This window comes from Novosphingobium rhizosphaerae (assembly GCF_050920675.1).
Lineage (GTDB): Bacteria > Pseudomonadota > Alphaproteobacteria > Sphingomonadales > Sphingomonadaceae > Novosphingobium > Novosphingobium rhizosphaerae.
Window position 1 is genome coordinate 99813 of record NZ_CP137861.1, and the last position, 19399, is coordinate 119211.

Annotated in this window: 17 protein-coding genes; 10 read left to right on the forward strand and 7 right to left on the reverse strand. The window is 66.2% G+C overall.

What is annotated here, in order from left to right; translation table 11 throughout:
• The 4 genes from ligA to R9J51_RS00495 all read right to left on the reverse strand — a co-directional run bounded on the left by ligA (position 1) and on the right by R9J51_RS00495 (position 3555).
• A complete protein-coding gene (gene ligA, locus R9J51_RS00480; protein ID WP_432787752.1) occupies positions 1–474 on the reverse strand; it encodes a protocatechuate 4,5-dioxygenase subunit alpha in 474 nt (157 codons plus the stop codon).
• Positions 471–1496, reverse strand: coding sequence for an amidohydrolase family protein (locus tag R9J51_RS00485; protein ID WP_169476605.1), 1026 nt, complete (start codon positions 1494–1496; stop codon positions 471–473). Before R9J51_RS00485 ends, ligA begins: the two co-directional genes overlap by 4 nt.
• Entirely contained in the window at positions 1493–2326 is an 834-nt protein-coding gene (locus R9J51_RS00490) for an NAD(P)-dependent oxidoreductase (protein WP_179505553.1), read from the reverse strand. Before R9J51_RS00490 ends, R9J51_RS00485 begins: the two co-directional genes overlap by 4 nt.
• Before the next feature lie 62 nt (positions 2327–2388).
• Entirely contained in the window at positions 2389–3555 is a 1167-nt protein-coding gene (locus R9J51_RS00495) for a LysR family transcriptional regulator (RefSeq protein ID WP_168556451.1), read from the reverse strand.
• A 122-nt stretch (positions 3556–3677) separates the two neighbouring features.
• Here R9J51_RS00495 and ligK point away from each other — a divergent pair, with 122 nt between their 5' ends.
• The 4 genes from ligK to R9J51_RS00515 all read left to right on the forward strand — a co-directional run bounded on the left by ligK (position 3678) and on the right by R9J51_RS00515 (position 8012).
• On the forward strand, positions 3678–4352 hold the full coding sequence (gene ligK / locus R9J51_RS00500) for a 4-carboxy-4-hydroxy-2-oxoadipate aldolase/oxaloacetate decarboxylase (protein WP_169476607.1): 675 nt from the start codon (positions 3678–3680) through the stop codon (positions 4350–4352).
• A gap of 82 nt (positions 4353–4434) precedes the next feature.
• A complete protein-coding gene (locus tag R9J51_RS00505) occupies positions 4435–5496 on the forward strand; it encodes a 4-oxalomesaconate tautomerase (RefSeq protein WP_179505554.1) in 1062 nt (353 codons plus the stop codon).
• 109 nt (positions 5497–5605) lie between these two features.
• On the forward strand, positions 5606–6475 hold the full coding sequence (locus R9J51_RS00510) for an amidohydrolase family protein (RefSeq protein WP_179505555.1): 870 nt from the start codon (positions 5606–5608) through the stop codon (positions 6473–6475).
• Between the two features lie 112 nt (positions 6476–6587).
• Positions 6588–8012, forward strand: a complete 1425-nt coding sequence (locus R9J51_RS00515) for a hypothetical protein (protein ID WP_218847441.1) — start codon at positions 6588–6590, stop codon at positions 8010–8012.
• Positions 8013–8054: 42 nt separating this feature from the next.
• On the opposite strand, the gene R9J51_RS00520 is transcribed toward R9J51_RS00515, so the two are convergent.
• On the reverse strand, positions 8055–10457 hold the full coding sequence (locus R9J51_RS00520) for a TonB-dependent receptor domain-containing protein (RefSeq protein WP_168556446.1): 2403 nt from the start codon (positions 10455–10457) through the stop codon (positions 8055–8057).
• Positions 10458–10676: 219 nt separating this feature from the next.
• Here R9J51_RS00520 and R9J51_RS00525 point away from each other — a divergent pair, with 219 nt between their 5' ends.
• From R9J51_RS00525 to R9J51_RS00540, 4 genes are all read left to right on the forward strand, one after another.
• Positions 10677–11093: a secondary thiamine-phosphate synthase enzyme YjbQ gene (locus R9J51_RS00525; RefSeq protein WP_179506591.1), complete on the forward strand. Its 417-nt coding sequence runs from the start codon at positions 10677–10679 to the stop codon at positions 11091–11093.
• A 2-nt stretch (positions 11094–11095) separates the two neighbouring features.
• Positions 11096–11497, forward strand: a complete 402-nt coding sequence (locus tag R9J51_RS00530; RefSeq protein WP_179506592.1) for an acyl-CoA thioesterase — start codon at positions 11096–11098, stop codon at positions 11495–11497.
• Positions 11498–11579: 82 nt separating this feature from the next.
• A complete protein-coding gene (locus R9J51_RS00535) occupies positions 11580–13421 on the forward strand; it encodes a hypothetical protein (protein WP_179505557.1) in 1842 nt (613 codons plus the stop codon).
• Positions 13422–13465: 44 nt separating this feature from the next.
• Complete coding sequence (locus R9J51_RS00540; protein ID WP_179505558.1) at positions 13466–13996, forward strand: hypothetical protein; 531 nt, start codon at positions 13466–13468, stop codon at positions 13994–13996.
• 93 nt (positions 13997–14089) lie between these two features.
• Here the strand turns inward: R9J51_RS00540 and R9J51_RS00545 are convergent, their stop codons facing one another.
• Together R9J51_RS00545 and R9J51_RS00550 are read right to left on the reverse strand one after the other, a co-directional pair.
• A complete protein-coding gene (locus tag R9J51_RS00545; RefSeq protein ID WP_179505559.1) occupies positions 14090–16552 on the reverse strand; it encodes a DNA translocase FtsK 4TM domain-containing protein in 2463 nt (820 codons plus the stop codon).
• Positions 16553–16631: 79 nt separating this feature from the next.
• Complete coding sequence (locus R9J51_RS00550; RefSeq protein ID WP_179505560.1) at positions 16632–17177, reverse strand: thiamine phosphate synthase; 546 nt, start codon at positions 17175–17177, stop codon at positions 16632–16634.
• Between the two features lie 22 nt (positions 17178–17199).
• On the opposite strand from R9J51_RS00550, the gene R9J51_RS00555 reads away from it, so the two are divergent.
• Together R9J51_RS00555 and R9J51_RS00560 are read left to right on the forward strand one after the other, a co-directional pair.
• Positions 17200–17880 carry a YggS family pyridoxal phosphate-dependent enzyme gene (locus tag R9J51_RS00555; protein ID WP_179505561.1) on the forward strand — a complete coding sequence of 227 codons (681 nt, stop codon included), beginning with the start codon at positions 17200–17202 and terminating at the stop codon, positions 17878–17880.
• Between the two features lie 218 nt (positions 17881–18098).
• Positions 18099–19388: a GGDEF domain-containing protein gene (locus R9J51_RS00560; RefSeq protein ID WP_179505562.1), complete on the forward strand. Its 1290-nt coding sequence runs from the start codon at positions 18099–18101 to the stop codon at positions 19386–19388.
• The last annotated feature ends 11 nt before the right edge of the window (positions 19389–19399 follow it).

A 19399-nucleotide genomic window follows, 5' to 3' on the forward strand; every position in this document is an offset into this window, starting at 1 on the left:
TCAGTTGTCCTTCCCGGTTTCCTGTGCGCGCGCGGCGGCGGCCAGGTTTTCCTTGATCGAGCGATTGCCTTCGGGCGAGCGGCCGCCATCGAGCATCATCTGGCGATATTCGGGCCAGGTCATGTCCGTCATGGTCGAGACCGCCTCGGCAAAGGGCAGGCCATCGGACGAGAACAGCTTGGACAGGAAATAGACATTCCCGCCCATGTCGAGCAGCGTGTTGTAGTCGCGTGCCAGCAGCGCCTGCTTGGCCTCATCGCTGATCTTCCATTCGTCCAGATAGGCGCGTTCATCCGCCTTGAACCGGGCGCGGTTTTCCGCCTTCATCAGGCTCATCGCGAACTGGTTGATGTGATAGCCCTTGCGAGCACGCGCGGCGGTATAGACGCGGGTGCCGGGGATATCGTCGAATTCGGCCAGATATTCGTGGATGTCGCGCGGCTTGCTGTCCGGCGCTCCCTTGTCGATGCTCACAGGCCTCTCTCCTTCAGCTTTTCGTCAAGGCGCGGGAACACGCGGCGGGCATTGCCTTCGAAGATCGCATGGCGCTGCGCGTCGGAGATGTTCAGCGCATCGACATAGCGCTTGGTATCGTCGAAATAGTGGCCGGTCGTCGGGTCGATGCCGCGCACGGCCCCGACCATTTCCGAGCCGAACAGGATGTTCTTGGTTTCGATCACTTCGGCCAGCAGGTTCACGCCGGGCTGGTGATAGACGCAAGTATCGAAGAACACGTTGTTCATCAGGTGCCCGTCGAGCGCCGGCTTTTTCAGCATGTCGGCCAGGCCGCGATAGCGCCCCCAGTGATAGGGCACCGCGCCGCCGCCATGCGGGATGATGAAACGCAACGTGGGGAAGCGGCTGAACAGATCGCCTTCGAGCAACTGCATGAACGCGATCGAGTCGGCCGCGATGTAATAGGCGCCGGTGGCGTGCATCGCCGGGTTGCAGCTGCCCGAAACGTGGATCATCGCCGGCACATCGAGTTCCACCATCTTTTCATAGAAGGGGAACCAGAATTCGTCCGTCAGCGGCGGATGCTTGAAATGGCCGCCGCCCGGATCGGGATTGAGATTGCAGCCGATGAAACCCAGCTCGGTCACGCAGCGCTCCAGCTCGGCAATCGAGCTGGTCATGTCGGCTTCGGGCGACTGGGGCAGCATGCACACCCCGGCGAACACGTCGGGATAGAGCGCCACGACGCGCGCGATCAGGTTGTTGCAGGCCTGGGCCCAAGGCACGGCCACGCTCTGGTCACCCACGTGCGGGGCCATGGCGCTGGCGCGGGGCGAGAAGATCGTCATGTCGGCGCCGCGTTCCTTGATCAGGCGCAGCTGGTTGGCCTCGATCGTCTCGCGGATCTCGTCATCGGAAATATCGGGATAGGGCGGTGCCGCCTCGCCCGCCTTGAACGCGGCCTTCTGCGCTTCGCGCCAGGCATCATGCGCCTTGGGCAGCACGGTGTAATGGCCGTGGCAGTCGATAATCATGGTCATTCGGCCGGTTCCTTGGTGGTCTTTGCTGGTGTTTCGAAGGCGATGGTGTGGCCGGCCTGGCTGCGCTGGCGCGCCACGGTGCCGGTGGTCATCAACGGTTCCACGCCCAGGCCGATGAGAGTCTTGGCCGACTCCTCCATCTCGGCGGCGCGGCGCAGGCCGTGCGTCGTCATCCGCTCGATGTTGTAGGCGGCGCGGGTGAACCAGCTTTCGCTCTTCTCGCTCGCATCGAGCGAGGCCAGCACTTCTTGCACCACGTCCGCCTTGGTGGCGGCAAGCATCATTTCGGCGGTCAGCGCTTCCACGCCCTTGACCATGATCGAGCGGATCATCTTGATCGCACTGGCCCGGCCCACATCGGCGCCGACCACGCGAACGTTGGTAAAGCCGACCGCGCGCAGGGCAGCCGCCGCATCATCGGCCGCAGGGCCGGATACCAGCAGCGGCACCTTGAGCCGCGCGGGGTTGACCGGGGCCAGCACCGCCACGTCGACATAGCGCGCGCCGGCCGCTTCCACTGCCAGCGCGGCCGCCCGCTTGGTATCGGGCGCCACCGAATTCATGTCGCAGAACAAGGTGCCCGGTTCGAGCACGGGGGCCACATCCCGCGCCACGGGCAGCGCGGCATCGGCAGTGACCAGACTGAGCACGAGGCCGGCACCAGACAGCGCGCTGTCGGCCGTGGCCGCAGAGAGCACCCCGGCCTCTTCCATGGCCGCATGGCGCGCAGGATTGATGTCAAACGCCTGTGCCGACGCTTCCCAGCCAGCCGCCTTGGCAAAGGTCGATCCGGCTTCGCCGAACCCGATCAGGGCAAGTGTTCTCTCCATGGCGCACCTGTTGCGACCCTTACGCTACGCATACAAATGCAAAGAGCGCGCAAGGTATAAATTTATGCGAAGCCTTTGTCGGCCACCTCGCGCAGCAGGGCAAGGAATGCGGCCTGCGGCGCGGTGGGCCGCCACAGCGTGCGGTGCGTCATCCCGATGGTGCGCCGCACCGGCACCGGGGTGGGCCGTGCAGCCAGCAGCCCGACATCGAGTTCCACCGCCAATTGCGCCGGGCTGAGCAGCGTAAGCGCATCGGAACCCACCAGCAATTGCCGCACCGTGAGCACCGAACCGCATTCGATGCCCACGTGGGGCGGCGCCTGGCCGGTGGCAGCCTGCATCATCGCTTCCCAATAGTGCCGCAGCGGCGTGTCGCCGCCAGGCAATATCCACGGATAGTGCCGCAATGCCGCCGGATCGAGCGGCACGGCCGGATCGGCCAGCGGATGCCCCGCGCGCATGACCAAGGCGGGGCGATCCTCGAACGCGGCTTCCTGCACCAGATCGTCAAGCGCGGTGGTTTCGCGCAGGGCGCCCAGCATGAAGTCGATTTCCCCGTCGCGCAGCGGGCCGACGAGTTCGGCATGGCTGCCTTCGACCACGGCCACGTCCACGCCGGGATAGCCTTGCGCAAAGCGCAGCAAGGTTTCGGGCAGCCAGCGCGCCCGCGACAGCGGCATGGCGCCGATGACCACGCGGCCCGCCGCCTTGCCCTGCCACGCCGCCACTTCGGCAAGGCCGCTGCGCAATTCGGCCATGGCCAGGCCGAAGCCGCGCGCGCGGCGCGCGCCGGCCGGGGTGAGCAGCACGGTGCGCCCGCGCCGGTCGATCAGCCGCTGGCCCAGCGCCACGCCCAGATCGGCCACGGCGCGGTGGAGCGAGGCCGCCGAAAGCCCGGTATCCTGCGCCGCCCCGGCATAAGAACCGGCCCGCGCCAGGGCCAGGAACGCGCGCATCTGCGTGCCCGTCACGCGCGGCGAGCCGATGTGCTCGATCGCTGCCTCGGCGCGCGGGGCCAAGAGGCGCGCCGGTTCGGTGGCGGTCATGCCGGCCGCGCCGCGTTCGAACAGCAGGCAGCCCAGGTCCGCCTCCAGCCTGGCGATCGCCTGGGTCAGGGCGGGCTGGGTCAGATTGATGGCACGGGCCGCGCGCGTCACGCTGCCGTGGCGCACGGTGGCGGCAAAGGCCGCAAAGTGGCGGATGTTAAGCGCGGAATCGGAGCGGTTCATCCATCCAGACTTAGCATTTCCTTATGACACACGCCAAACATTGCATTTGGCGCTGCCCGCCCCCGGTTCCAAATGCAGCCATCCGTGCCGAACCGGCTCAGCTATCAAGGGAGACAAGCGCCATGTCGGGTATCGTCGTGCAGAACATCGAACGGGCCGATCCGGCCGTGATCGACGGCCTGGCCGCCTGTGGCGTCGCCACCGTTCACGAAGCGCAGGGCCGTACCGGCCTGCTCGCCAGCTATATGCGCCCGATCTATCGCGGCGCGCGCATTGCCGGCTCTGCCGTGACGATCAGCGCTCCTCCGGGCGACAACTGGATGGTCCACGTTGCCATCGAACAGCTCAAGGAAGGCGACATCCTGCTGCTCGCCCCCACCTCGCCTTGCGAAGACGGCTATTTCGGCGACCTGCTCGCCACTTCGGCCCAGGCGCGCGGCTGCCGTGGCCTGGTGATCGACGCCGGCGTGCGCGATGTGAAGGACCTGACCGAGATGCAGTTCCCGGTGTGGTCCAAGGCGATCTATGCGCAAGGGACGGTGAAGAACACGCTGGGCAGCGTCAACGTGCCGGTGGTCTGCGCCAATTGCGCGGTTAACCCGGGTGACGTGATCGTGGCCGATGACGATGGCGTGGTGGTGGTGCCGCGCGAAAAGGCCGCCGAAGTGCTCAAAGCCGCGCAGGCACGCGAAGCCAACGAAGGCGAAAAGCGCGAGAAGCTGGCCAATGGCGTGCTGGGCCTCGACATGTACAAGATGCGCGAGCGGCTGGAGAAGGAAGGCTTGAAGTACGTTTGAGGCGTGGGTGCAAATGGCCCCCTCCTCTTCAGAGGAGGGGGAGATAGGCTCGTCCCTCCCCCGCAACCAAGGAGCAAGACCCATGACCACCGGAATTTCCGCGCCCTGCATGTGGATGCGCGGCGGCACGTCGAAGGGCGGCTATTTCCTGAAAGACGATCTGCCCGCCGACGTGGCGACGCGCGATGCGTTCCTGCTGGGCGTGATGGGTTCGCCTGATCCGCGCCAGATCGACGGGCTGGGAGGCGCCGATCCGTTGACCAGCAAAGTGGCGGTGGTCAGCAAGTCTGCGCGCGAAGGGATCGATGTCGATTACCTGTTCCTGCAGGTCTTCGTCGACCAGGCGATCGTCACCGACGCGCAGAACTGCGGCAATATCCTGGCGGGCGTGGGCCCCTTTGCGATCGAGCGCGGCCTTGTGGCGGCGACGGGCGATGAAACCCGCGTGGCGATCTTCATGGAGAACACCGGGCAAGTGGCCGTGGCCACGGTGCGGACGCCGGGCGGCGTGCCGACTTATGCCGGGGAAGCCGCCATCGACGGCGTGCCGGGCACCCATGCCCCGGTGCCGCTGGAATTCCGCGACACCGCCGGCTCCTCGTGCGGGGCGCTGCTGCCCACCGGCAACGCGGTGGACACCATCCAGGGCGTGGCGGTGACGCTGATCGACAACGGCATGCCCTGCGTGGTGATGAAGGCCGAAGATGTGGGCGTGACCGGCTATGAAGACCGCGACTGGCTGGACAATGCCACTGACCTGAAAGCGCGGATCGAGGCGATCCGGCTGGAAGTGGGCCCGCTGATGAACCTGGGCGACGTGAAGGACAAGTCGGTCCCCAAGATGATGCTGGTCGCCCCGCCGCGCAACGGCGGCGCGGTGACGGTGCGCAGCTTCATCCCCCATCGTGCCCACGCCACGATCGGCGTGCTTGGTGCGGTTTCGGTGGCGACGGCCTGCCTGCTGGACGGATCTCCTGCGGCCGAAGTCGCCCAAGTGAGCGATGGACCGCGCAAGACGCTCTCGGTGGAGCACCCGACCGGCGAGATGAGCTGCGTGCTGGAAGTGGACGAGGCCGGCGCAGTGAAGACCGCCGCCCTGCTGCGCACCGCGCGCAAGCTGATGGATGGGGTGGTTTTCGGGTGACGTTGCGCTTCTTGCCCTTCGACAGGCTCAGGGCGAACGGAGCGCAAGAATTCAAATAGGATGCCGTTCGGGCTGAGCCTGTCGAAGCCCGGTTTTCAAGGACAAGACCATGACCGACCGTATCGTTTCCTGGCACGGCAATCCGTCGAAGCCGCGCTATACCCCGCCGGCCGGCGCGATCGATGCGCATTGCCATGTGTTCGGCCCGATGGCGCAATTCCCGTTCAGCGCCAAGGCCAAGTACCTGCCCGAAGATGCCGGGCCAGACATGCTGTTTGCCCTGCGCGACCATCTGGGCTTTGACAAGAACGTGATCGTGCAGGCGAGCTGCCACGGCACCGACAATGCCGCCACGCTTGATGCCATTGCCAAGTCGAACGGAAAAGCACGCGGCGTGGCCGTGGTCGATCCGGCGATTTCCGAAGCCGAGCTGGCCGCGCTGCATGACGGCGGCATCCGCGGCATCCGCTTCAATTTCCTCAAGCGCCTGGTGGACGATGCGCCCAAGGACAAGTTCCTCGACGTGGCCAAGCGCCTGCCCAAGGGCTGGCACGTGGTGATCTATTTCGAGGCCGACATCCTTGAGGAACTGCGCCCGTTCATGGATGCGATCCCCGTGCCGCTGGTGATCGACCACATGGGCCGCCCCGAAGTGACCCAAGGGCCGGACGGGGCCGACATGAAGGCATTCCGCGCATTCCTCGATTCGCGGCCCGACATCTGGTTCAAGGCCACCTGCCCTGACCGGCTGGACAGCGCCGGCAGCCCGTGGAACGCCTTTGCCGATGCGGTGGCGCCGCTGGTGGCGGACTATCAGGACCGCGTCCTGTGGGGTACCGATTGGCCGCACCCCAACATGCAGGACGCCATCCCCGATGACGGGCACCTGGTCGACATGATCCCGCGCATCGCACCCACGCCGGAATTGCAGCGCAAGCTGCTGATCGACAATCCGACCAGGCTTTACTGGGCGGATTGACCGCCATGCCCCGGCCCGCTCGATCGGCCCCGGGGCATGCCAATTCGGCAGCATATGGGCATTGACGCGGCAGTCTGATCGGGCATCCCTGGGCATTACGTAACGCAGCGCCATGTGGCGCCTGCGCCGGGCCAAGGGGGACATGGCGATGCAGTCAGACAGTGGGCAACGCGGTGACGAGGATCTCAAATACGATCCTGTCCGCGACGAGAAGGATTGGACGATAGGGGCCACGGCAGTTGCATGGGGCGTCGGCGTGGTCGTGGGCGGCGGCCGCGACGCGGATGACAGCACGCCAACGGACCCGCTTGTCGTGGATGAGACACCGGTCGATCCGCTGGCCGCGCCCTCTGCCGAACAGCCCGCGGCGCCCGAAACCGCCCATGCCACCTTGCACCTGGCCGACCTGCCGCTGGCGTGGTCGTTCGACATTTGCGGGTTGAACAGTGGCGGGCTGGCGGTGGCCTGGGGCACCGATGGCAACGCACCCGCGCAGACCGGGGATGTGCTGGTGCGCCTGCTGGATGCGACACTGGCGCCGATGGGCAACGGCCAACCGATCACGGTCAACACCGATCCGGCCGGCACCGCGTATGGTATCGGCCTGACGCGCCTGAGCAACGGTGGCTTTGCCGTGTGCTGGACTGGCTATCCCGCCGCCACGCCGGGCCGCGCCGCCCTGATGGTGCGCCGTTTCGATGCTGCCGGCGCGCCGTTGGGCACGACATACACGATCGCCAGCGAGGCCGGGCCTGTGCTTGGTGCGCTGATCCCGCTGGACGACAGCGGCGAAGGCAGTGTGGCAGTGCTGAGCGCTTTTACCGGGCAGGCCTGGATCCTCAACGCCCACAACGGCACGCTGTCCGCCCCCTTTGCCATCGATAGCGGGCACGACGGCTTTGCCCCGATCAAGGCGGCGCCGCGACTGGGCGGCTTTACCGTGCTGTTTGGCGAGCGCAGCGTGCCGACGTCTGCCACGGTGCCGAGCCGGTTGGTGGCGCGCGATTATTCCGTGCGGATCGGGCGGCAGCAGATCGCGCCCGTGGCGGTCGCCCATGATGTCAACAGCCCGCGCACCCCGGTCAACGACCTTTCCGACAGCAATTACCAACCCGACTTATGGGTGCGCGAAACCGGCGAGACGCTGGTGACGTGGATCTCCAACGGCACGGACGATGCCGCCGCCGGCCAGGTGCTGATCGCGCGGTCGGAGGCGAACGGGGCGTTTTCGCAGCCTGCCTTGGCCAGCCAGGGCGCAACCACGCCCTATTCGTTCTCCTCGGCGCTGGCCGGCACCGCCGATGGGCGCTTTGCCGTGGCATGGGACAGCCGCGACGGGGTGCGCTATCCGGTGGCGACGACCATCGCGTTCCAGCGCTTTGACAGTGCCTGGATGGCGGTGGGCGGGGTGGTTTCCTGCCTGGCAGGCGGGATGGCGCCGCTGGTGCGCACCCTTGCCGACGGGCGGCTGGTAGTGGCCGCCGTGGTCAGCACGGGCACGACCAATACTCTCAACGCCGCAGTGTTTGCCGCCTGACTGTGCTCTCTCCCGCCCCGCGCGGGGCGGGAGAGACGCCGTTCAGAACGTGTAGCCCAGCGTGAGCACGGCCGAGCGCCCCTCGCCCGGCACGGCCCAGCCATTGTTGCGGATGGAAGTGTAGTACTTCTTGTTCGTCAGGTTCTGCACGTTGACTTGCGCCGACAGGCCATTGTCGAGCTTGTAGCCCAGCGAGATGCGGTGGGTGAGGTAGGACGGCGCCTTGTACATCGTCGCACCGGTGGAGTTGGTGAGGTACCAGCTGCCCTGGTACGTCACACCATAGCCGGCTTCCAACCCGAACGGCAGGTGATAGCTGGTATAGAGGCTGCCCGACCACGCCGGCGTGTTGGTCAGCGGGTTGCCGGCCTGCACGTCGCTGGTGGGGCAAGTCACCGTGCCGCCCGTGGGCAGCGTCTGCGTGGCGCCAAGGTGGCCCTTGCAGTAGTTCGAGATCGACTGCTTGACCACGCCGTCGAGGTACATGCCGTTGGCAAAGATCGTCCAGGCCGGGGTGATCTTGCCCGAGAGGCCCAGCGACACGCCATCGACCTGGCTGCGCCCGTCGAGCACGTTGGTGGTGCCGACCAGTGGATCGTTGGCCGCCACGGGATAGTTCGTGCGTTCGTTGCGGAACACCGAGGCGGTCAGTTGCAGCTTGCCCTGCGCCAGATCGACCTTGCCGCCCAGTTCGAAGTTGGTGGCGGTTTGCGGGGCAACGTTGCAGGGATCGCCCAACAGGGTCGTGCTGGTCACGCCGCAGCCGCTGCGCACCGTGGACGAGGCCGGCGTCTTGCTGTTGCCATAGGCGACATAGAGGCTGGCATTGGCGGCCGGCTTGTAGACCAGGCCCACGCGATAGCTGAACAGATCGTCGGTGTTGTTCTGCTGGGCACCGGTGGTCACCGCGCCGCTCACCGCCACGGTATCGCTCCGATAGCGGGCGCGGTTGTTTTCCCACCGGATGCCGCCATTGACTTCGAATCCGCCGCCCAGCTTGACCGCGTCGAACGCATAGAGCGCGATGTTGCGGGTCGAGCCATGGGCAATGGCCGTGGTGATAGTGTTGATCGGGCCGGTATAGACCGCGTTGGGGTTGGCGATGCTGATCGGTGTCATCGTGGGGGTGGTGCCATCGGCATTGCGCAGGCCATTGCCGGACGTGACATCATAGTCTTCCTGCGAATAGGCCGCGCCCAGCGCCAGGGTATGTTCCAGCCCGAAGGTGGAAACCGTGGCGGAGAGATCCACCTGGTCGTACCAGATCGACGTATCGGTCAGGCGGAAGGTGCCGCGCGGGCCACTGGGATAGAACGTGCCGGCCGCCTGGGTGGACGAACAAGCCGTGGCCGCGCCGGTGGAATTGGCGACCGTGCCGTTGGCAAGGCACCACGTCCCCTGCGGCGGATCGACGAAGGTATCCTGCTTGACCTTCTGATAGCGCGCCAGGTTGCGGATCGAGACCGTGTCGGAAAAGCGGTGATCGAGAATCGCGGTGGCCTGGTCGACCGTCTGTTCCTGGCGGTCATAGTTCTTGTAGCCATAGTAGCCGGCATAGCTGGCGCCCGGCAGCAGCCCGCCATAGACCGCGTAATAGGGCACGCCATACTGCGGAATATTCTTGTCGCGCTGGTGCAGGTACATCAGGGTCAGGCTGGTATCGCCGGTTAGCCCGAATTTCACCGAAGGCGCCACGCCCCAGCGGCGGTTGTATTCGAAATCGCGGCCCGGCACATCGGCGCTGTGGCCCATGGCGTTAAGCCGTACGGCCACTTCATCGCCCAGCTTCCAGTTGCTGTCCACCGTGCCGCGCCAGTAGTTGGCGGTGCCCACGCCGCCCTGCACGGTCGTGCTGGTTTCGTCCTTGGGCCGCTTGGTCACCAGGTTGATCGTGCCGCTGATCGAACCCGATCCGCCGAACACCGAATTGGCGCCGTTGGTCACTTCGACCTGTTCGATGTTGAACAAGTCGCTGCGCGAATATTGCGCGCTGTCGCGCACGCCGTCGATCTGGATATCGGTGTTGGCGCTTTGCCCGCGCAAGTTGATGCTGTCGCCATAGCCGCCGCCGCCTTCGCCAGCGCCCAGGGTGATGCCCGGCAGGATCGAGAGCGCGTCTTTCAGCGAGAGCAGGTTCTGCGCCTCGATCACGGCGCGGCCCACCACGGTGACGGTCTGCGGCGTGTCGAGCAATGTCCGGGTGTACTTGGGCGATTCGGCCCGCTCCACCTTGATCGGCGCATCGGCAATCGCGGTGTCCGTCACGGTCACGCCGCCCAGCACGGTCGGCTGCGTTTCCTGCGCCTGGGCAGGCATGGCTGCAAGCACGCCGATGCAACCAACGGCGAGGAACGCGGGCACGGCCGCCGAGCGTGAATTTCCGCTGCGGGCAGGCCGGCGATTGCCTGCCTTGCGAGCAGACGCGGGCTGGGTCGGGCTGGTCATGGTTGGATTTTCCCCTTTGCTCTGAACGGGCTGTTGCGCCCTGGTTCGGATAGCCGCGCCTTTATTGCGACTGATTTGCATAATCAACCATGTTGCTAATGATTCGCAGTTATTTCTTTTTGATGGCGATTGGCGGGTGACAGGAACGCGCGGCCGTGTCAGGCTGAGCGTGCCATGAGCCCTGCCCCGATCCGATCCGCCACCGTGCCGTCATCCGCCCTGCGCCAGGCCAGCACCGAGCTGACGCTGCACACGCCCGGCCCCGGCCTGCACGAATTCACCCGCGAGGCAGCGCAGTGGGTTGCAGAGCAGGGCATGGACAGCGGGCTGCTCACGGTGTTTTGCCGGCACACTTCTGCCTCGCTGTGCATCCAGGAAAACGCCGCGCGCGAAGTGCGCGCAGACGTGCTGCGCTGGCTCGACCGCCTGGCCCCCGAAAACGCGGCCTATGCCCATGATGACGAAGGGCCCGACGACATGCCGGCCCACCTCAAGAGCATCCTGACCGGTGTAAGCCTGTCGATCCCGCTCATCGGCGGGCGCCTGGCGCTAGGCACGTGGCAGGGGCTTTATCTGTGCGAGCATCGCCGCATCGCGCACCGGCGCCACCTGGTGCTGCATCTGCTGGGTGCATGACGATGGCGACGCCCTTTTCACTGACATTCACCGCGCTGCCCGACCACATCGATGAAATGGGCCATGTGAACAACGCCGTGTGGGTGCAGTGGATGGAACAGATCGCCACGCGCCATTGGGAGACTGTGGCATCCGCCGATGTTCAAGCCGCTTACATCTGGCTCGTAACCCGGCACGAGGTGGATTATCGCGGCAATATTACCGTCGGGCAAAGCGTGACGGCCACGACCTTCATTCCCGATCCACCCCAAGGCGCGCGGTTCGACAGGCGAGTGGATTTCACCAATGCCGAAGGCAAAGTGATCGTAAGCGCACGCACGACTTGGGCCTTGCTCGATAAGGACAGCGGCCGCCTTCTGCGCGTTCGGCCCGATTTAGCGGCGCTCTTTTACGCAACGCCTTGAAGTTCGACTCGCCTTATCCGCAATAGCCCGTATCATTACGCCAAAATGGATGTTCCCGGTTTTGTCCTGAAGGACCATGACCATGGCGCGCATGATTATCAGGACGTTGGGCCGAGACGCCAAATGGTCGCCCGCTGCACTTGCTTTTGCACTGGCCGCCTGCGGCGATGGCGGAGGCGTCGCCAGCAGCAACCTTCCCAACACGCCGCCCTCACCCCCGCCCAAGCCGACCAACGCCGACTTGGTCGGCAGCCTGATCACCGAGTCGTTCGTCAACGACGCACGCACCGAGACGGCCTATATGCCGATCACCTCGGCCCGGCCCAACACGGTGACGAGCAGCCCGCTGACCATCGCGTACAACGCGTCGACACAGACCTACACCGTTACCACCCAGGGCCGCACGCAGGACTTTGGGCCCGCGCAAAAGGACGCGACGCTCACCAACGCAGATGCCACAGTTTACAAGCGCACTGACGGCACGCTGACGGAAACGCTGTCGCTGTCAAAGAATAGCTCCAGTCCAGGCACGCCGGACGCCCCCCGCTTCCGTTATGTCGGGGCTGGCCTGTGGCAGCGCACGCAGACCGATGCGTCCAACAGCACCACGACCATGGACTATTTCACTTATGGCGTACCCACGCCCGCATCGGCGATGCCAAATTCGGGCACGGCCACCTTTGCGGTGCGCGTCGATGGTGAGGCAGGCTATAGCAAGTACATCCTGGTATTGCAGGGTAGCGGACGATTCTCGGTCGATTTCGCCAGTGGCAAGCTCTCCGGCAGCGGCAAGATCGACGGCTATGTCGATGGCCGCATGACGCTCAGCAACCTCGCCTGGTCCTCGCAGGCAAGCCTTGCGGCGGGCGGCACCACATTCTCTGGCAGCTTCAAGACCGGGGACCGGCAGGGCGGGCTCAGCGGCCGGTTCTACGGCCCAAATCACGAGGAGTTGGGCGCCGTCTGGGACAGCAAGCTGCTCGACAATGTGGTGGCGAGCGGCACGATCCTGGGGCGCGACACAGCGACCATGCCATCCAACACGAGCCTTGCGGACCTGTTGATCAACGAGGATCTGGGCGGCCTGGCAAGGTCTGTGCAGTATTCGAAAAGCGCAGCCACCAACACTTACGTGGCGCTGAATCTGAACCGGGTGGATGGCGATACACTGGACATCGACTATTCCGAGACACAGCACGCGCTCGTGCTCGGTGGCGAAAGGACCGGACTTAACGGCCTCCGGGGACCGCTCACCTCCGCCATCAAGGACAACGCCGCCAGCGATGCCACCTACGATGTCTATAGCGCCCGCGACCTGACCAACCAGAACCGCGACGGCACGTTTCGGATATCGCGGCCCGGCCCCGGCAACCAGCTGATCGCGCTGACTTATACCGGGTTCGGCAACTACGAATCGGCAGAAGTAAAGCCCAGCGCCAGTTCCCCGCAATATGTCGATACGGCCTTTGGATTCGGGCTGTCTACGCCCGCATCGGCCATGCCGCGCACCGGCACTGCCAATTATACCGGGATCATCGTGGGCTATTCCGGCCTGCCTTCCGGTGGTGCCATGCGCCCCTATGCCATCAGTGGCGATGTGCAGATGGCCTATGATTTCGGTGGTGCCAAGCTGGCGGGCACGCTCAACCCGGTGGCGACCGACCGCGATACGGGCACCGCTTATGCCTTGGGCGCCTATACGTTCAGCGGCCAGGGTGATGCAGGCAAATCCACCTTTGCCGGTACGTTCGACAAAGTGCTCAACGTGCCGGGGACGGGCAACACCAACGGCGCCGTCACCGGGCAATTCACCGGTCCGCATGCCGAGGAATTCTACGCCTCGTGGCATGCCGGCATGATAGATCCCAAGGGCGGCAGCAATATCGATATGGGCGGTGTGATCGTGGGCAAGCAGAGTAACTGACGCGCTGCCTTTCCTGGCCAGGCAATCGTCGCTAAGGCGCGGCCATGACCACCGATCTTGCCCTGGCCCGTCTTGGCCGCCTGGTTGCCGCCAGCCATTCCTGGGAAACCGCTCGCACGTTCAAGGCTTATGTGCCGAGCGAAGATGACAAGGCCGTGATGGCCGCGCGCGCGCAGGACGTGCTCAAGGTCATGGCCGGCAAGGACGTGACCGCGCCAATGCTCAATGCTGCCTACGCCGTGCATCTGGCGCGGGCCCTGCAGGCACCCATCGTGGTGGCCGAAGGGGTGTTGAGCGTGGCCGGCACGCCGGTTGCCGAAGACCATGGCTGGGTCATGATCGGCCCATGGCTGGCCGACATGGCGCTGTTCTCGCGCGCCTATGCCCCCGATGCCCCGCCGCGCCTGGCCGCCCACGTGCTGCGCGCGTTCGGCCCGAACAAGGGCCTGTTCTGCGAGGCCTGGCGCCGCACCCCGCGCCTGGGGCTGGGCTATGAACCCCGTCGCGTGCTGGCCGAGGCGGACGTGACCGCGCTGGTGGGCGAGGCGACCGAGGTCTTGCGCGGGGTGGCTTAAGCCCCTCCACCACCACGCTTCGTGGGCGGTCCCCCTCCCCGTCGTGCAGAGGGGGCAGGCCCTCGGCCTGACGGAGGGGCTAGACGCCCGTCCTCACAGCGGATTGCCATCCTTGTCGCGATAGATCTCGCGCCGGCCCACATGGTTGGCCGGGCCGACCAGGCCATCCTGCTCCATCCGCTCGATCCATTTCGACGCGGTGTTGTAGCCCACGCCCATCTGGCGCTGGATCCAGCTGGCCGAGGCTTTCTGGCTTTCGAACACGAGCTGGCAGACCTGGCGATACTTGCGATCTTCCGGATTGTCGGAGGTATCGAGTTCATCGAAGCCGAACGAGCCTTCCTCGGGCTCTTCGGTGACCGAATCGACGTATTCTGGCTTGCCCTGGCCGCGCCAGTGATCGGCCACGCGCTCCACTTCCTCGTCGCTGACGAAGGGGCCGTGGACGCGCTTGATCGGGTCGGTGTTGGGCTTGTAGAGCATGTCGCCCTTGCCCAGCAGCTGTTCGGCGCCTTGTTCGCCCAGGATGGTGCGGCTGTCGATCCGGCTGGTGACGGCGAACGAGATGCGCGTGGGCAGGTTGGCCTTGATCACCCCGGTGATCACGTCCACCGACGGGCGCTGCGTGGCCATGATCAGGTGGATGCCTGCCGCGCGGCTCTTTTGCGAGAGGCGCTGGATCAGGACTTCCACTTCCTTGCCCACCGTCACCATGAGGTCGGCCAGCTCGTCCACGATCACCACGATCTGCGGCAGGACCTGGTATTCGAGCTGCTGTTCCTCGAACAGTTCCTCCCCCGTTTCGGGATCGAAGCCGACCTGGATGCGGCGGCCGAGCGGCTTGCCCTTGGCCTGCGCGGCGCGCACCTTTTCGTTGAAGCCCGACAGGTTGCGCACGCCGATCGAGGACATCTGGCGATAGCGCCGCTCCATTTCCTCCACCGCCCATTTCAGCGCGCGCACCGCCTTGGCCGGCTCGGTCACCACGGGCGAAAGCAAGTGGGGAATATCGTCGTAAGACTTCAATTCCAGCACCTTGGGATCGACCAGGATCATGCGGCACTGCGCCGGGGTGAGCCGGTAGAGCAGCGAAAGCAGGATGCAGTTCAAGCCCACCGACTTGCCCGAACCGGTGGTGCCGGCCACCAGCAAGTGGGGCATGGTCGCAAGGTCTGCCACGATCGGTTCGCCGGCAATGTCCTTGCCCAGGATGATCGGCAAGAGGCCCTTGGCGTTGACGAACTTGTCGCAGGCGACCAGTTCGCGGAACGAGACCATGTCGCGGATCTGGTTGGGCAATTCGATGCCCATCACGGTGCGCCCGGGAATGGCCGAGACGCGCGCGGAAACCGCGCTCATGTTGCGGGCGATATCGTCGGCCAGGCCGATCACGCGGCTGGCCTTGATGCCCGGTGCCGGTTCCAGTTCGTACATCGTCACGACCGGGCCGGTGCGCACGGCGGTGACTTCACCCTTCACGTTGAAATCATCGAGCACGTTTTCGAGCAGGCGCGCGTTGCGCTCCAGCGCCAGCTTGTCGATCTTGGGCTGGGCGCTGGCGGGAATTTCCTCGAGAATGTCGATCGAGGGCAGCGCGAACTTGTCGAACAGGTCGCTTTGCCGGGCCTGCGCCTTGGCGGCGGGCGCGGGCGTGCGCTGTGGATCGCTGATTTCGGTGGGGCGGCGCGGCGCGGCGGCATCAGCCGGAATGACGGGCGCGCGCGTGTCGAACGGCGGCTCGTCGTCATCGGCCTCGTCGTCATCGGCCAGCAGCGCTTCGCCGGGGGCTGCCGCCTTGGCCTTGGGCGCGCGGCGCTGGCGGGTGGGGGCAGGGTCGGCAGCGCCGTCTTCACGCTGGCCCCGGCGCAGGAACGCGGGGACCGACAGCAGCCGCGCCCAATTGAGCGCAAAGACCCGGCCGGTGAGGAACAGGCCACCGCCCAGTGCCAGCAGGGCCAGCGCCAGGATGATCCAGCCCTGCCCCACCGGCACCAAGCCAGCCAGCGCACGCACGCCGGCCGCCCCCAAGAGGCCGGAAACGCCACCAAAACCCGCCGGCAGGCTGCCACCCGGCCCGGTGAAAGCCAGCGCCAGCGCGGTGCCCGACAGCATCATGGCGAGCGCGAGGCCGATCGCCAAGCGCCACCATGCCGGATCGGGAAGCGCTTCTTCCTCTTCCTCGTCCACGTCGATCAGATCGCCGGCGGCGTCCCACAGGCGGCGGGCAAACACGAACAGCAGCGGCACGAGCAAACCGCCAGGCAGGCCGAACAGCACCAGCACCCGCTCTGCCGCCCAGGCGCCGGGCAGGCCCATCCAGTTGTCCACCGGGCTGCCCGAGGCGGTGCTGCCCGAAGGATCGGTCTGGGTATAGCTGGCCAGCGCGAGCGCCAAAAACACCATGGCGCCAAACAGCGTGGCCCCGCCGATCAGTTCGAAACTGCGCCGGAAGCTGCGCCGCAGGACGGCGCGCCAATTGGGGCTGCCGCGGCCAACGCCGTTGTTCAACCGGTTGGGCGCGTTGGAACGGTTGGGGGTGAGTGCCCGCGAAGCCATGATGCTGTGTATTCCCTTCTGGCCCCATCATCGCCCCAACCGCCGGGCCGGTCAAGAATCCGCCGTGAAAACCCCCGGATTACCGTGATTTTTGCGACAGGCCGTCGATCGCTGCCCAACCGGCCACGCGCCCGCGAGCCGGCAGGCGCCGCGCCGCGCCGCGGGTCATCCCGCCCAGCGCCAAGACCGGCAGCGGGCTTTGCCGCGCCAGCAGCAGGAACCGCACCATGCCCAGCACCGGGGCGCCGGGATGGCTGCGCGTGGGCAGCACGGGCGACAGCAGCACGACATGGGCCCGCGCCCGCGCAGCCTGCCCGATTTCGGCCAGGGAATGCGCCGTGGCCAGGCGCAAGCCCCGTTCCCGCTCCAGCGTGGCCGGCGCGCCATAACGGCCCTGGGCACCCCTGCCGCAAGGCGCGCCGGCCGCGATCAGCAGGACGCCATGCGCCAGCGCCAGGCGACGCAGCTTGGCCCAGCGGCGGCGGCGTTCTGCCGGTGCCAGGTGATAGTGGCGGAATACCAAGGCACTGCCCGCGGGCAGCCGCGCCAGCGCGCGCGCCAGCACCGCATCGTTGCGCGCATCGCTGAGCAGGACCAATCGCGGCACGGGGTAGCGCTTTGCCATGACCGCGCTATAGCACCGCGCCATGACCGGACCAGAGCATCCCCACCCAGAGCATCTCGCGCTTGCCGACATTCGCGCCCGCATCGCCCAGGCGGCGCGCATCGCCCGCCGCGCCGCCGCAGACGTGACGCTGGTGGCGGTATCCAAGACGCACCCGGCCGAAGCGATCGCCCCGTTGATCGCCGCGGGGCAGACCGTGTTCGGCGAAAACCGCGTGCAGGAAGCGCAGAGCAAGTGGGCGCCGCTGCGCGAGCAGCACCCCGGCGTGGAATTGCACCTGGTGGGCCAGCTGCAATCGAACAAGGCCGAAGACGCTGTGGCGCTATTCGATTGCATCCATTCGCTCGATCGGCCCTCGCTGCTAACGGCGCTGGCCCGCGCGATGGACAAGACCGGGCGGCGCGTGCCGCTGTTCGTCCAGGTCAATATCGGCGCGGAAGACCAGAAGGGCGGCTGCGCCATTGCCGACTTGCCCGGCCTGTTGGCCCAGGCGCGGGATGCTGACCTGCCGGTGACCGGCCTGATGTGCGTGCCCCCGGCCGGCATCGAGGCCGCACCATTCTTTGCCCTGCTTGACAAGCTCGCCACCGACCATGGCCTGGCCGGCCGATCGATGGGCATGAGCGACGATTTCGAAACCGCGATCCAGCTTGGCGCCACGCATGTGCGGGTGGGATCGGCGCTGTTCGGCGTGCGAGGCTGAGCCAGGCCCACAATCCTTAGCGCGGGGCCGCCGTTACCCTAGGCATTCATGCGCAGGCACGCGTTCAGCCACTGCCACCAGCCAACCGACTAATGCTGCGCGATGGGGCCTGCATCCGCACGGATGCGGGCTGTTCGCCCGGGTATCCCCGTGGCCGATCCAGGTTGGAAGGGAGCCTCTCAGGCGTGGCGAAAGAGCGGCGGCATTGGTGGCGTCGATTGCGCATTCTGGAACAGCGCGGGTCAACGCTGCAGCGCCTTGGCCTGATGTACAATGGCGCGATTTTGCTGCAGTGCCTGTCGATCACGCTGGTTGCGATCCACGACCTGCTCGACCGGCTGAATGCCGGCGACAGCGATCTCCTGCTGATCCTGGCACTGGGGCTGCAAGTGACGGTCGTTGCGTCACTGCTGGGTTTTCGCACAATCCTGATGGCCAACCGCGATTACGAAGAGCACATGCGCGCCGATTCCGAAGCAGCACGGCGGCGCACGGCCGAGCTTTTCGCGATGACCGACATGCTGCAGGCGGCCGAGACCAACGAGGAAGCGGGCGCGGTGCTGATGGTGACCGCGCGGCGCCTGCTCGGCGGCTATGGCGCGGCGCTCTATGTGCTCAACAACTCGCGCGACCGGCTCGACCTGGCGCGCCACTGGGACCTGCCGGCGGGATACATCGCGCCGGATTCGCTGGCGGCCAACCATTGCTGGGCCTTGAAACGGGGCAAGGCCCACGTCAACGCACCGGAGGAAGGCGGGCTGTGCTGCGCACACCATGGCGGCGTCAACGCCGTGCTGGAAATCCCGATGATGGCGGGCGGCCAGGTACAGGGCCTGCTGATCCTGGCCCGCAGCGATGCCTTGATCCAACTGGATGGCGGGGAGGAACTGGCCAACTTGCGCCACCTGGGCTCGGCCCTGGCGGACTCGATGTCGCTGGCGCTGTCCAACATCGCGCTGCGTGATCGGCTGCGCACGCAATCGCTGCGCGATCCGCTGACCGGGCTCTATAACCGCCGCTACATGGAAGACACGCTGGAGCGGTTCCTGGCGCTGTCCACCCGGTCGGGCAGTTCCACCGCCGTGATCATGATCGACCTGGATAACTTCAAGGATCTCAACGATCGCTATGGTCATGCCAAGGGCGACGCCGTCTTGCGCGACGTGGCGGCGCAGATCGTGGGCGCGCTGCGCCCGACCGACGTGGTGTGCCGTTATGGCGGCGAGGAAATCATCGCCATCCTGCCCGATTGCGCGCTGGCCGATGCCGTGGCCAAGGCCGAGCAGATCCGCCTGCGCATCCAGGGCGTGACCGATATCCAGGGCTGCCCGGTCAGCGCGTCATTGGGCGTTTCGGCGATGCCTGAAACATCGGTGCGGGGCGAGGAACTGGTGCCCGATGCCGATGCCTCGCTCTATCTGGCCAAGGCATCGGGCAAGAATTGCGTGTTCGCCGCAGAGCGCATCACCTCGGGCCTGACGGTGGCCCGGGTGAGCGACAAGGGTTAGTTGAAAGGGGG